The sequence below is a fragment of the Vitreoscilla massiliensis genome (assembly GCF_001457815.1).
Lineage (GTDB): Bacteria > Pseudomonadota > Gammaproteobacteria > Burkholderiales > Neisseriaceae > Vitreoscilla > Vitreoscilla massiliensis.
The window spans coordinates 77,109-91,277 of the sequence record NZ_LN898221.1; the positions used below are offsets into that span (position 1 = coordinate 77,109).

The 14,169-nt window shown below is 35.0% G+C and carries 12 protein-coding genes; 7 read left to right on the forward strand and 5 right to left on the reverse strand.

Translation table 11 applies throughout. The features are described from left to right. Positions 1–3,027 carry a hypothetical protein gene (locus BN3003_RS11875; protein WP_058356887.1) on the forward strand — a complete coding sequence of 1,009 codons (3,027 nt, stop codon included), beginning with the start codon at positions 1–3 and terminating at the stop codon, positions 3,025–3,027. A 25-nt stretch (positions 3,028–3,052) separates the two neighbouring features. Continuing rightward, positions 3,053–3,556, forward strand: coding sequence for a hypothetical protein (locus BN3003_RS11880; protein ID WP_147645426.1), 504 nt, complete (start codon positions 3,053–3,055; stop codon positions 3,554–3,556). Positions 3,557–3,633: 77 nt separating this feature from the next. On the opposite strand, the gene BN3003_RS11885 is transcribed toward BN3003_RS11880, so the two are convergent. Next, the gene (locus tag BN3003_RS11885) at positions 3,634–4,428 is read right to left on the reverse strand and encodes a KilA-N domain-containing protein (protein ID WP_058356889.1); all 795 of its coding nucleotides are present in this window, start codon (positions 4,426–4,428) and stop codon (positions 3,634–3,636) included. A gap of 618 nt (positions 4,429–5,046) precedes the next feature. Between BN3003_RS11885 and BN3003_RS11890 the strand changes: the two genes are divergently transcribed. After that, entirely contained in the window at positions 5,047–5,922 is an 876-nt protein-coding gene (locus BN3003_RS11890) for an SMODS domain-containing nucleotidyltransferase (RefSeq protein WP_058356890.1), read from the forward strand. After that, the gene (locus tag BN3003_RS11895; RefSeq protein WP_058356891.1) at positions 5,900–6,484 is read left to right on the forward strand and encodes an SLATT domain-containing protein; all 585 of its coding nucleotides are present in this window, start codon (positions 5,900–5,902) and stop codon (positions 6,482–6,484) included. The genes BN3003_RS11890 and BN3003_RS11895 overlap by 23 nt, the downstream gene beginning before the upstream one ends. Before the next feature lie 48 nt (positions 6,485–6,532). Here BN3003_RS11895 and BN3003_RS11900 read toward each other — a convergent pair whose 3' ends face one another. After that, complete coding sequence (locus BN3003_RS11900) at positions 6,533–6,916, reverse strand: hypothetical protein (RefSeq protein WP_058356892.1); 384 nt, start codon at positions 6,914–6,916, stop codon at positions 6,533–6,535. Between the two features lie 27 nt (positions 6,917–6,943). Further along, complete coding sequence (locus BN3003_RS11905) at positions 6,944–7,360, reverse strand: antA/AntB antirepressor family protein (RefSeq protein ID WP_199822590.1); 417 nt, start codon at positions 7,358–7,360, stop codon at positions 6,944–6,946. A 210-nt stretch (positions 7,361–7,570) separates the two neighbouring features. On the opposite strand from BN3003_RS11905, the gene BN3003_RS11910 reads away from it, so the two are divergent. From BN3003_RS11910 to BN3003_RS11920, 3 genes are all read left to right on the forward strand, one after another. Continuing rightward, positions 7,571–8,998: an AAA family ATPase gene (locus tag BN3003_RS11910; protein WP_058356894.1), complete on the forward strand. Its 1,428-nt coding sequence runs from the start codon at positions 7,571–7,573 to the stop codon at positions 8,996–8,998. Between the two features lies 1 nt (position 8,999). Continuing rightward, a complete protein-coding gene (locus BN3003_RS11915) occupies positions 9,000–9,680 on the forward strand; it encodes a hypothetical protein (protein WP_058356895.1) in 681 nt (226 codons plus the stop codon). Between the two features lie 265 nt (positions 9,681–9,945). After that, positions 9,946–10,257, forward strand: coding sequence for a hypothetical protein (locus tag BN3003_RS11920; protein ID WP_058356896.1), 312 nt, complete (start codon positions 9,946–9,948; stop codon positions 10,255–10,257). 389 nt (positions 10,258–10,646) lie between these two features. Here BN3003_RS11920 and BN3003_RS11925 read toward each other — a convergent pair whose 3' ends face one another. Together BN3003_RS11925 and BN3003_RS11930 are read right to left on the reverse strand one after the other, a co-directional pair. Beyond that, positions 10,647–12,878: a S8 family peptidase gene (locus BN3003_RS11925; RefSeq protein ID WP_058356897.1), complete on the reverse strand. Its 2,232-nt coding sequence runs from the start codon at positions 12,876–12,878 to the stop codon at positions 10,647–10,649. Positions 12,879–12,918: 40 nt separating this feature from the next. Next, the gene (locus BN3003_RS11930) at positions 12,919–14,007 is read right to left on the reverse strand and encodes an AAA family ATPase (RefSeq protein WP_058356898.1); all 1,089 of its coding nucleotides are present in this window, start codon (positions 14,005–14,007) and stop codon (positions 12,919–12,921) included. Positions 14,008–14,169 lie beyond the last annotated feature (162 nt).

Consider the following 14,169-nt stretch of genomic DNA (forward strand, 5'->3'; position numbering starts at 1 on the left):
ATGGCAAACTCAATCAGTCTATCGCATGACGATAATGGTTTTTTGGTCGGTAAGAAATTTGATAGAAGCCAATTTGATTTAAAGCTGAAAGAAACGTTAACCAATACCAAAGCCATTTTGAAAAAACTGGATGGCCGCAGAATTGGTAACCGCATTTTGGTCTCTGGTCATATCGCAGTTGATGGTGATGTCAAACAATCGTCACAAGTGGCACCCAAGAGAAGGGTGGTTACCAGCCCACCACCTTCAGCACAGAAAGCAAGTTCTACTGGCCATGGTGGTAATAAAAACACCACCAAACGAATTGTGCTTGGACAAAAACCTATCGCCAAGCCCGTAATGCCCATGATTGTATCCTCGCATAAGGGAGTGACAGTTAAAGGCCGTAAAAGCCAGTCTAGCGCCTCGAATATCGGCAAGGAAGCAATGGATGCACGTGCTGCCAAGCAATTGGCTTTGCGGCAGGAGCGTGCTCAGCAAAAAATCTCACTTGATGATGCCAAAGAGCAGCGTACACAGACTGATTTACTTGAGACCATTGCAAAGAATATCGGTAAAGGTGGCGGAAAAGATTCAGGCGGCCTGTTATCAAAATTACTGCCATCTATTCCATTCCTATCAAAAATACCAAAAATGTTAGGTGGGGGCTTGATTGGTGGCCTATTCAAGTTTGGAAAAAAATTAATACCAGGTTTGGGCTCACCAAATAAGGTTTCACGCTTGGGAGGCTATGCTAAGAGCTTCTCTGAGAGTAAGTTCGGCAAAATGGTCGGCTTATCCAAAGGAGGCTTCTTAAGCGGCCTTATAGGGGGTAAGGGTGGCACCGGTCTCTTAGGTAAATTAGGCAAAGTTAAAGGTTTAGGGGTGCTAGGCCTTGGCCTCACTGCGCTTGAATCTGCCAATGTTGAAAACTCTGAAATGGATAGGGGCGATAAGAACAAGCAACACTTGAAAAATGGTGTGAGTTTGGCCGGTGCTTTGACCGGTGGTGCTGCCGGTATGAAGGTAGGGGCTGTCGTTGGTTCAATAATACCAGGGGCTGGTACAGGTGTGGGTGCCATTCTTGGTGGCATTGTGGGCTCACTGGCTGGTGCTGGTGTTGCTGACTACGCTATGGATGCATTAGATGATGCCATAGACCCTAAACTAAGCAAAAAGATGTTGGGCTCTTGGGATGGGTTTGTATCGACTGCAAAGCAGGGGATGAGCACTCTCTGGAAAGAGATGCCAAAGCCGATTCAGGACGCTGGTAATTACGTCGCTGAAAAATATGAAAAGGCGCAAAAGGTCATAACCACTGTAAAAGAAGGGGTAGCTGACAGTGTTGGTACCGTGGCCGGTGGTGTACGAAATAATGTGAACGATTCTGCTGTAGGTAAAGCTGTAAACAATGCAGTAGAAGGTGCCAAAAAGCTTGTCGGAATTGGTGGCGGTGGTCAAAGTGCTGAGAAACTGGAAGGCAAATTGATTTCCTCCGGTCTTCTTGCAAACAATGGAACCAAGGTAAACAAGAAATTATTACGTAAAAATGTACCAGAGAGTGTCTCAGGTGGGCTTGCTCACGCTGGAACGTATGCAGCTGCAATAGATTCTATTGATTCAGACGTTCAGAAATTTACTGCTTTCCAAGATAGTTACCATATCAATGCAAATGCTGGTTCCTACCATAATAAAGGCTTAGCATTTGATGTAACTTACAAAAATGCTAAAGGCGGCAGTGGTATAGCAACAATAAACAATGTAAATGCCAAGCGCTTTCAGCCCAAAGCTGATGCGATTAAGGCAAGAATGAAGGCCGCTGGTCTAAAAGAAGGAACTGATTTTAAGGTAACGAATGAGTATGACCCTAAAAATAGAGTAGGACATTCTACAGGTGGTCATATTCATGTTGAAATCCGAAATAAGGAAGCAGCGGCTAAATATGCTGCGTTTAATTCCGGCAAAAATTCAGCAGAAAAAGTTGATGGTAATATTGGTTTAATTCCACAAGATTCTCAATTACAACGTAACAACGATGCTGCTCGTCGAGGTGGCTCACCATCGTCATATGTTCCTTCTACCGTTGGCCTAATCCCACAAGATTCACAATTGCAAAAAAATAATGATGCGGCACGGAGAAGTGGGAATTCAGTGTATGTACCGTCTACTGTAAATATGGTTTCGGGAGCTTCAGCTTCTAAATCTAACAGTACAAATTATGAATTTAGTTTTGGAGCCGATGTTGATAATTATATAAAGGAGGCTTCAAAAAAGTATGGTATCGATGAAGAAACACTTAGAGGTTTTATTAAAATGGAGGCTGGTTGGACAGGAAAAATGTCTCCGACTGGAGCAATTGGAACGGGGCAATTTATTAAATCAACATGGAATTCATTAGCAAATCGGAAAGATGGGCAAGAAATTGGGATGACTGAAATTAATAGTTCCAATTTTAGAAAGAAAAATGACCCTAGATATAATAAAAAAGTTAATACATTAGCTACAGGTTTACTGGCTAGTGATAATGCAAAAATACTAGTAAAAGCTGGCTTACCGGTGACAGGAGAGAATTTATATATGTTACATAATATAGGTCCTGGTGTAATTCCTGCATTAAAAGGGAGCGATAATATTTCCAAATCAACAAGATTAGCAATGAAGAATAATGGTATGAAGGAAAATGAATCTCCTGTTCAATTTACCCGGCGTCAAAAAAATATTTTCCAAAGTCATTTCACAACAGCTAACAAACTTAAAAACACTCAAGAAAGAAAGCCAGTAGCTAAACAAAACTTTTCTCCTAGTAGTACCCTGTCAAAAGAAAAGCAGATTAGAGTTACTAGTGAAATTAATAAAGTGAAGCAAAATGTCAGTATTGCAAATTCACAAATACCAGAAATACCAATAACATCATTGAAAAATCGAAGTATGAAAATTTCGAGTAACAATACAATTGATAATATTAATGAAAATATTGCTCATTTACCATCTCGCCAGTTATCTCAAAAGACGATAGCATATGCTGCTTCCGGTGGAACGACCGGCTGACATAAAAAAATATTGGAGATGCAAAGTGCCAAAAAAAATTGCTACAGCTATATTAATATTATTAATGTCTAATACTTCTTTTGCGAGCTCTATTCAGCTTAATCCATTAGGAGATGATAATGAATTGATGATTTCTCAAGCTATAAATATAACTGGTTCTTGTGGAGGGGCAGTTGTCAGAATTTTAGGGGTCGAAGATTATTCTGAAAATTTAAACTTTTATAAAGTTGATATTGATTCTGGCAATATTATCGTCAGAGGTAACAACTTTGAAGTTGATGCTAAAGACCTATTAAGTGACCACAATGGGGTGTCTTGCATGGACAGTTCTAAAAGTAATGCGAAATATGTAATGATATGGAGTAACTGTTCTGGAAGTGCGTGTGGTGATGATTTTAGCTTTTATTTTATTGACCCAAAAAACGGTAAGAATGTAACTCCTAAATCTAAAAGCAATATTTGTGATGCGAATTGTGCTTCACAATTTTTGGGGAATAATTCGCCAAAATCTATAAATCAGTTAGAGTAAATAAATATATACCTAAATAAATTTTTTTGATTCAAAGTATATTAAGAAGAAACGGCCAACAGGCCGCTTCTTCATGTTTAACTCAGCTGCAACATTACCCAATCCAGCTTAGTTTTTGTCAGTTCACTGCAATCATCATAGTGCCGCTTTGCCATTTGTATTAAGCTGTAGTGTCGGTTATCACAACACTGAGCGTATTCTGCAATATCTCCTTCCATACGGCTATTTAAGCGCTCAAAGGCCGGCAATAGGTAAGTAAACAGTTTGCCCATCTTATGAATACAAGCGGCGTTGTAGGCAATTTGGAATATGTCGTCGTCGGTGATGAGGTGCTGGCCAACAGGAGACTCAAAATTGCCACAGGAGGTCACAGGCGAGTTTTCAATCGAATTAAGAAAGCTCATCGCCATTTCAAAATCAGAAGCGTTTATCTCAGTGTAGGTACTGACCTTGCACAGTGCGTGCAGCTTCAAATAAATCGCCTGATGGCTTTCTTTGGTTCGGTGGTGTCTTCTGTTTACGGCTTCTTTGATTTGTTGCTTTTGATGTTCATTGAGTTTGTAATCGGATTGAACTGATTCTTGAGATATCAAGAATGAACGTATAACACGTAATGAAAACTCTGGGTTAATCCACATGCCGTAATGAATAACAAGCTCTTTGCAAACGAATGTCCCAAGTCCTTGTTTTTTAACGATAGACGGAATTCCGTCTATTTCAATTTTACTAATTAATTCAGTAGTTTGTTTATTTTGAAGCCAACGACGAGGGCTATGCTTATCTAAGCTGCCACTAGCTTTGTGAAGGTCATTTAAAGAATATAGACCATTAATACTGCGAATTGTGACTTGTGAAATGGTGATAGCGCTCATGTGAACACTCCTAAAGTATTTGAGATTTACCCATTAAGTATGGGTGGGGGTGCTCTCAGGCTACTCTAGGTATGCCCGTGGTCGTTACCGATACCACACACCCCCGTAACTTCTATGCCTTCTTAAAATATACGACAAGAAGACCTATAAATACGATAGGCGAAAAAACACCGCGCAACTGGCACGGGTACAGCTAGAGTTTTGAGAGAGATTGAATGATAAAACAAAAAAGCCACCTATGCAAGGTGGTTACAATAGGGCGGCCAAGAGGTTCGTAAGCCCACAAAAGATAGGCTGGAGTTATTTCCACTAGGGTATTTTATTCCTCACCCTCTCGACCATAGTTTTGACGCACTATTGAATGAACAATAGATACACGAATTCTATAGACGTAAAAATATCACTTCTCGGTAGTGATTGACCGCTTTTGTGGTAGGTTACGACACCTGAGGCGAATACTAATGCATATTTACTATTCCTGCAATATTACAAATTTACAATATTGAAATCATTTCCAAGTAAATATTTGAATCATTATTGAGCATTTACTATTGAGTTTTATTTATATTCATATATCATTTAAATTTAGTTTAATATTTACTTTTCTTGGGGAAAAAATTGTCATTCCACCTTAACTTCAAAGAACTTTGTACTTCATTAAGAATGTCAAACACTACTGTTGAAACTATTAGGACTAGATGTAATACCATTACGAAAAGAATAAATTCAGATTATTGGTCAATTGATTCTGATAGTAAAAATAGATTGTATGTTGGTTCATATGGAAGGGGAACAGAAATATGGGTAAGTGACATCGACTTACTTGTTATCTTGCCCAATAGTTTCTATCACAGATTTAATGATTATACTAACAATGGTCAATCTGCGTTACTAAACCATGTTAAAGATACACTAAGAAAAACATACAGTACTTCGTTTATTAAAGGTGATGGTCAAGTAGTAGGAATTAAATTTTCAGATGGTATTGAGTTTGAAGTTGTACCTGCATTTTCAGTTACAGATGGTTCTTTTTTGTATCCGGATACAAATAATGGTGGTTCATGGAAAGTAACAAATCCTCGAGCTGAAATAAAAGCAATGAATGAATTAAACGTAATTACTAAGAAGAATTTAAAAAATTTTTGCCGAATGATTCGGGCATGGAAAGAAACAAACAATGTCCAAATTAGTGGAATTTTGCTAGATACTCTTGCCTATAAGTTTCTAGAAAATTGGAAGTACAAGGATAAGGGGTATGTTTATTATGATTGGATGACTAGGGATTTTTTCAATTATTTGATGAATCAAGATATAAACAAAGAATACTGGTTAGCTCCAGGAAGTAATCGTAGAGTTTACAAGACAGGTAATTTTCAAAATAAAGCTCAAAAGGCATTTAATTTAGCTGTAAGTGCTATTCAGGATGAGGAAAAATATCCTGCATTGGCAAAATCGAATTGGAGAGCAATATATGGAACGAAATTCCCAAACTGAATATGGTTTTCAAATAGAATCTCAGATTCGTGAAGCCTATGGGAAATTGGTTTATACATATACATGTCATAATAAAATGCATCATAGACTTCTAAAAAAAAATAATAATTTAAAAATTTGGCAAATAGTTTTATCAGCAATTTCAACTGTAGGATTTTTTGGAATTGTATTAAGTAATCATAAAGATATAGTTGCGATACTCAGCGGAATAGTTTCAGTCATACTTTTAATCTTAAATGCTTATACTAAAAATTTTGATTTAGTAGAATCTGCACAGGCGCACCAAAAAGCAGCTGATGCATTGTGGAAGGTTAGAGAGGAATATGTTTCATTGTTAACTGATTTTGAAGTGTTATCACAAGAAGAAATTATGAACATAAGAACCGAATTACAAAATAAAACCGGTGATATTTATTCCCAGTCACCTAAAACTGACGGTGAAAGTTATAAAGAGGCGCAAAAAGCCTTAAAAACTGAAGAGGAACAGACTTTTTCAGAAAAAGAAATTGATATTTTGTTACCAGAGCCATTAAGAAGATGTAGTCGGAAATTATCAAATTAATACTATAAAAGTAAATGAAATATATGCGGCCAACAGGCCGCTTCTTCTTTAACCCAGCTGCAACATTACCCAATCCAGCTTAACCTTCGTAGGTTCACTGCAATCATCATAGTGCCGCTTTGCCATTTGTATTAAGCTGTAGTGTCGGTTATCACAACACTGAGCGTATTCTGCAATATTTCCTTCCATGCGGCTATTTAAGCGCTCAAAGGCCGGTAATAGGTAAGTAAACAGTTTACCCATCTTATGAATACAAGCGGCGTTGTAAGCGATTTGGAATAGGTCATCATCGGTGATGAGGTGCTGGCCGGTATTGCCACGGGTGGTTACAGGCGAGTTTTCAATTGAATTAAGAAAACTCATTGCCAAATCAAAATCAGAAGCATTTATTTCAGTGTAGGAGCTGACTTTACATAGTGCATGCAGCTTCAAATAAATCGCTTGGTGGCTTTCAAGGGTTCAGTGGTGTCTTTTGTTTACGGCTTCTTTGATTTGTTGCTTTTGGGGTTCTGTAACTTTACCATTACCGGCACTGTGTTGATTGAATGCTAGGCGCTCACACTGAATGAAATAACGTCGAACCATGCGGCCAATATCAGTCTTCTCAATCATGGCGAGTTCTTTTGCCATATTAAGGGTTAGGTGGTAGTCAATTTTGTTATGACCGCCACGCTGTTTTGCTTTCCCGTTTTGGATAGCAAAAGTAAAATCTTGATTTTCAATAAAATTATATTCATCAATACGATTACGAATCCAGGCTGCAAAAGCCTTGCCAACCTGCAAAACCTTATGCAATGTTCGCGCATCCACCAATGATTCATCAACACCATTTAAGGTACTTTGGAATACTGGAACAGAGAAACTGGTTTGTGGCAACGGATGATTTGTATGATGGATTTTGGATGGGTGTCTGGTATAGATTTTGTTTGCATCATAATGTCCTAAATGAAATAGAAATATTTTGCGATAACATTAATGCAAGAATGTATACTGTATACTGTAGGAATAATTTAGGTAATTAATCCAGTATAACTTAGCATTTTGATGCACATTTTTTAGGGTAAGGCTAGACTGGGAACAAAATATATGAATTTAGATATAAACATCCAAAACTTTGGCAAGGTAACTGATGCTTCAATCAAGCTGCGGCAGTTCACAGTCATTTCTGGGCCAAACTCAAGTGGTAAAAGTTTCATTACTAAAGCTCTCTACAGCATTTTTCATGAAATCAATGACGAAATAACCTTAAAATTTCTTAATGAATTATTAAACAAAATTCAAAGTGGGATAGATGAAGTTGAAGCTTCGATTCCTAATATTAGTGCCGGGGAAATAGGTATTTTGGGGGAGGCTAATAAAACTGTATATGAAATATATAATGAGATTATTCATAATGTTGAAAGTGTTCCACTTTCCCAAGAAGAACAGTTAATTAGTCAAATTACTCCTTATGTTTTAAAGTTAGTATCTTATGGCAATGAGTTATTAGATGTAATAACTCCAAAACCTAGAAAATATAAGGCTTCAATTAATAGTATTGATTCTTTGAGAAAAGATTTAGATACTCTTGAAAAATTTACAGAAGATAGAAGGAAGTTTTTTGTTACTGAATTAGCTCGAAAAATTAAATATGCATTAATTGAAAATTTTCAGGTTACTTCTTTGGATAAATTGATAAATTATGAAACTAATAGTGAAGAGTCAATATTTATCCTTAACAGTGAAAATAGCTTTAAAATCTTAAAATCAGGAAGTATATCTTATTCATTTGAAAATAAAGATATTGAAGAACTACAAAGAATAAATAAAATTATTTATTTAGAGTCACCTATTTATTGGAAGTTGAAGCTTCCATTAACAAAAATAAGATTAGATCGTTTGAGGTTTAATCGCTTTGCCAGAAGAAGTCTTGTAGAAACTTTATTAATTGGTGTTCCTGAGTATTTTTATGATTTAAATGATTTATTACAGCAACAGTTTGTTGAAGACAATAATGATAATTATTTTGAGTTTGTCAATAAAATTCAAGAAACTGTTGGAGGGAAAATTAGCATTTCAACTAAGGGAGAAATGCTATTCCAGCAAAATGGCAGTAAAACTAAAATTGAATTAAATGCAACTGCTTCAGGCATTGTAAATCTTGGATTAATTGGGCTATTAATTGAGAAGGGAATATTGTCACCAGACAGTATGATTTTTATTGATGAGCCTGAAGTCAATTTACACCCTAATTGGCAGCATTTGATGATGGAGATTTTGTTTGATTTAAGTAAGTTTGGTGTACAAGTTGTAATTGCAACTCACAGTATTGATATGATTTATAAACTTGAAACTATTGTTCATAACAATGAGAATTTGTTGAACAGTGAGCACTTTGGAATTAATCATATAAATGAAAATGGAATTACTGAAGGTGATTTAGATATTTTGGAATCTATTCAACGTATCAAAAATGACTTGGGTGGTGCATACGCTGATTTATTTAAACAAAATAGTAAAATTTCTGGGTTTTAAAATGGATAAAACTTGGAATTGTTTTTATGAAAAAATGGATCATGAGTTGGATGGTTGTTTAATAGACTTAAATGAACATGGATACAGAGTTGATCAAAAAAAGGGATTTTCAGATGGGCTAAGCAAGTATTGCTTTGATCTAATTAGAGAAAATCGTTATCAAGTGAAATCATGTGATTATTTTTATAAAAGGCCTAATCGGAATTATTTTTGCCTTGAGTTTACGCATTTGGATTTACAGCATACAAACAAAGTACCAGTTGATTCATTAATTAAGACATTAAAAAAAGACGCTAAAAAAACTATAGTTGAGCACATAGGTGACAATTCACGACTTATAATCAAAGAAGTATGTCAACAACTGGAAAAACTTTCTTTTGATAAGGTAATTGTAGAAGAATTATTAAAAAAAATTTCGGATACAGATAGATTGATTAGTCTTATGCATAGAAATAAGTCTGAGTTATTTACTGAGTGTGACCCTGACTTTTTCATAAAGAATTTACCTTTTATTGTGATAATTGAAAAGCCAAAAGATGAAGGTTTTTATAGGGTAATTGATAATGTACAAACTCAAATAAAGGTGCAAACAGGTAGTATAGGCCTAATACATATAGACAGTAGCTCATTCAGAATCATACCAATTCAGGATTTTATAACTTCATGCGAGCCAGTTGCATGATTTATCAAATGAAAGAGGTGGTAAGTTAATGCAGTTACTTATTTGTAGTATTATTTAGCTTCCAATTATTTGAATTGTTAAATAATACTAGCCATAAATATTATTATGGCTGGCTGCAGAATATGACTACAAAAATTAGCAGCAAATCACTCGAAAGCCTATTGTGCACGAACAGTGGGCTTTCATGTTTATCCTTTTGATTCAAATTCAAAGCACTTTTGTTGGCTTACTCACTCCAATCAATTACCATTCAAGGAGCAATGCTATGAAACCATTGCTTTTCTCCGCTATATTACTTCTTACTTCGTGTTCTGATTCAATCCACAGCGCAATACTAGGCGTAAAAGCCGAAAACAAAACGTCTGCCGTGATTAAGAGTGAAGTCATGGCTGCAACAGCAGAATTACCAAAAGATGTAATTTTAAGGGGCGGAGAAGAACATTTTTACGCTGTCCTTGATAAAGATTACAAGCTGCAAATTGGGGATAGAGTTAAGGTTGATTGTGAACAGCTGAAGGATAAATCAATAGGGAATGTAGATTTGCTTTACTCAGAGCATTGTAAATTGATTGATTGAATTTCTGATTTTTTGATATTGCAGAAAGCATTATTACTTTTAGTTATTCAAAGTGAGATTTAAAATAAGGGAACATGAAAAAATCACGTTCTTAAATCCCATCAAAATAACAGCAAGTAGATAGCATTTGCTTCTACGGTTTGATTCATTCGCCTTATGCATGAGGTAGTAGGGGGTTCTAACACCCATATAGAACCTTCCTACGCGAATGAAGCAATTCTGTTCTTATGGGTTGGGTATTAATGATGAATAAAATTTTGCAATTTCCACTACCAATTTTTGGGCGAGTTTCCTAATTACAGCCTCCTTAATATTAATTGCGAAGAAATTGATTTTAAAAGCCCCAAAGTTTAAATACTCAAGGGCTTTTGTTTGTATAATCTTAGTAATTAACTTTTTAACTGTATTCGGTTTTGTGGCTTGAATTGTGTTAGGATTGAAGCATAGCTACGAATTACTTGGTTATATAAATCATTAATATCATATGCTTTTACAGTTATTACTAATGAATAAGGTATAGGCTTTTGTATTCTAGCTTTTTGTGCATTTTCTCTATAATGATAATATACATCAAATACTGGGCTAGATAATTTAGAAGCATCGAAAGTTTGAACATGTTTTATTATAGGTTCCCACTTATTACCCTCATCTCTGTTAATATACTCTGGGCTTTTAAACATTACTGAGTTTGTAAAGAATGTCTCACTAACTGGTTGTTGAGATTGTTTCCCATCAGTGAATCTATATTTAGTTCTATTAGGCCTAAAAATAACTTCGACTCCATGTCTTGTATATGAACCAGGAAACTCAATATCCACATCAGGCGAAATAGCTAAAGTAGCTTTTATATCAATTTTACCTTGTAAATTTACATTGTTAATTGGCACAGGGACTCTAAGATGTTGACTTACTAATAATTCACCTTGATACAAAACTGTAAACTCATTATCTTCAGATGTAATTAATTGAAGTGGGTCTAAAATAGCTCTTCCCCAGCCAACTTCTTTCAATGGAAAATTGAGCTGTTCGGCATGTTGAATCATTAATGCCCTTAATGAGAGATGGCTAACATCTTGACCGAGTGTGGCTCTTAGTGCTGCTATGGTTCTGAGCGCTAGTGGGGAAGCAAAACTGGTACCTTGATTATCAGCTGTTTTGAAACCTGTGACATCTTTTTCAAGTATTTTAAATGGGTTGTCATCAGACCCTCCAAAAGTAACAAAGTCTGGCTTTGTTCTACCAGGGCATCGGCCAGGTCCAAATGCACTGTAGCTTGCCCGTTCCCAATGTTCACCTGTCGAAGTACATGCACCTACAGAAATTACATTAACTGCATCGGCTGGTACTTGTATTCTATTTAAACCTGACATTGCATCACGCTCTCCATTGTTGCCAATGGCTACTGTAGCAACTGAATTTCCTTGTGAAAAAATTTTATCAATAGAAGCTGTCCATAAAGTAACCTCGTCGTCATCAATTGGCAAATCTGGTCCTAAGCTAATATTTACAAAATCATAGTAATTTTCATCCAAATGATTTTTAATTCTATCTAATACATCAATTATTTCAAAATCATACAAACCACTTTTTTCATCTAATACTCTGACATGGTCAAGATGAGAAATAGGAGTTGGAAGTAAAGAGCTTGAATTGATAGAACCAAATAAGTATGCACCTGTAACAGCCAAGCCATGATTTAAATATTCTTGCGTTGGGTTACCTATTCCAGATGGTTCTATATAATTTACCCATTTTTCAAGTTCTTTTGGAAACGGAATTCCTCCATCAAATATTACCGTTTTTATGGATGAATCAATTTCATTTGTTGAGGGAAGAATGATATTAGATTTACTTATTGAGTGGTTTCGAGTTATTGGGGTAAATGGTCGCAAACTAGGCATGCCTCTTGCAACTCTTACAAAGGAAAAATCAGAGATTTTGTTAATAATTAAGCTATTAGATACCGAAACTGGTAAGAACGTTAGCCCATCAATTTTTCTAATTTTACTAGTATTAATTTCTCCGCCTGACTTTTCAACATATTCAATAAATAATTCTGTAATATCTATGTCGTCATCATTATGTAATACAACTTCAAAGTGATGAAGATTTTCATTTAACTCACCTTTAAATTTTTCTTTACCAGCCAAAGTAGATAAATTTTCAATGGTTACAATACCTTTTTCCATTGCATTGGAAATATTTCCTTCATGAAGCAGATTAAACCAGTGAGAGAAGTTTTTTTCTTCACCTGCGATAAAATATGATTCAGTGTTCGCGCTATCTGGATGCTTTGTAACTCCCCATTTTAAAGGAGTAATCTTTTCAGTTTTACTTCCAATGGCTCTAAGATTTAAAGAGTTCAACATTTCGATTGGATAATCAGATTTTGAAATATATCTTGGATGTAACGTTAACTTAGCAACAACCTGATTCTTAGGTTTTGCATCTCCTGGAAGTGATTCAAAAAAATTTTTAGCTTTTATTAAATTACTAGACAACCTATTAGAAGCTTCTGATAATGAGTAAGGAGGTTTTTTTCCATCACCACCACTATTAATTTTGACTCCCGAAGTCAAAATCTCACCGTTACCTATCAAAAAATTATTTTCTCGAGCCATTTCGTATCCCTTTATTTATCTATTTGAAGTATATATTTTATTATTTTTTTTGATTTCTAAAAGTCCCTCTTACTACTCCTGTAATTTCACATGCTTTGCGTTCAGAATATCCCATATCAATAAGTTTGTATGTTACAAATATTCGTTCTTCGCGAGATAAACCTGAAATCGTTTGTTCTATTTCTTTAGCTATCAAGTCTTGTATATTACATTTGTTGATTAATGCATTTTTTCTTAAAATATTGATTAATCTTGTCACTTCGGAAAATGATTTTCCATCATAACAAATGGCCAACAAATCAATTAATTTTTCATTTTCACTTGATAATTCTTTATCAAGTAATTTTGTAATTAGTTGTATTATTTCTAATTGATTTGGACATGGAAAGTCGATAACTCTATCAAATCGACGCCATACAGCTGGGTCTAATAGCTCAGGGTGGTTTGTTGCTGATATTAGCAAGCCATCAGTTGGCCAACTATCTATCTCTTGTAATAGAACCGTCACCAATCTTTTTAATTCACCTATTTCACCTGAATCATCTCTACGTTTAGCAATGGCATCAAATTCATCTAAGAGCAAGACACATGGAAAATTACGAGCATAATCTAAAACGACTCTTATATTATTACCAGTCCTTCCAAGATAGCTACTCATTACAGCTGATAAATCTAGAGTTAACAAAGGTCTATTCAATTTATGAGCTAACCACTTGGCTGCCATGGTCTTTCCGACACCAGGTAATCCGGTAAACAAAAGTGATTTAGTTGGTGAAAGTCCGTTTTCAATTAATTCTAATGATTTTTCACGTTCATTAATTGTAGAATTTAATTCGTTCTGTACATTTTGGGGCCAGATAATATTTTCATTTATTGAGGGTTTAAGCTCTTTTCGTAATAACTCCAATCTACTATCCAAATCAACTGGAACTGGAGCTTCCTCAAAATTTTTAGCTCTCAACAAGTATGCTTCATTCATTAAGTTAATGATTGATTTAGCTTCGCTTGCAAATTCAGAGCGCTCTTTAATTATCTTTGATAATATTTTTTTAGATATTAATGCAGCATCATCATATTTTCTCTGTGAAAGTAATCTAGCAATATGGATAAATTCTTTTTCATAAACCATAATATTGTTCCATAGTAATAATATTGAAATATAAAGGAAATTATTACATTTGGTATAAGTTGATTAATTATTTTGAAAAATTGTACCACAAAATATATTTCATTTTATGAAAAATTCTATTATTTTAGTAGAGGGGAACATAAGATAAATTCATAATAATAA

What these genes read in the sequence shown, in the direction of transcription:
- BN3003_RS11875 (WP_058356887.1), top strand. Translation starts at nt 1, where the DNA reads ATGGCAAACTCAATCAGTCTATCGCATGACGATAATGGTTTTTTGGTC.
- BN3003_RS11885 (WP_058356889.1), bottom strand. Translation starts at nt 4,428, where the DNA reads ATGAGCGCTATCACCATTTCACAAGTCACAATTCGCAGTATTAATGGT.
- BN3003_RS11895 (WP_058356891.1), top strand. Translation starts at nt 5,900, where the DNA reads ATGGAACGAAATTCCCAAACTGAATATGGTTTTCAAATAGAATCTCAG.
- BN3003_RS11910 (WP_058356894.1), top strand. Translation starts at nt 7,571, where the DNA reads ATGAATTTAGATATAAACATCCAAAACTTTGGCAAGGTAACTGATGCT.
- BN3003_RS11915 (WP_058356895.1), top strand. Translation starts at nt 9,000, where the DNA reads ATGGATAAAACTTGGAATTGTTTTTATGAAAAAATGGATCATGAGTTG.
- BN3003_RS11920 (WP_058356896.1), top strand. Translation starts at nt 9,946, where the DNA reads ATGAAACCATTGCTTTTCTCCGCTATATTACTTCTTACTTCGTGTTCT.
- BN3003_RS11925 (WP_058356897.1), bottom strand. Translation starts at nt 12,878, where the DNA reads ATGGCTCGAGAAAATAATTTTTTGATAGGTAACGGTGAGATTTTGACT.
- BN3003_RS11930 (WP_058356898.1), bottom strand. Translation starts at nt 14,007, where the DNA reads ATGGTTTATGAAAAAGAATTTATCCATATTGCTAGATTACTTTCACAG.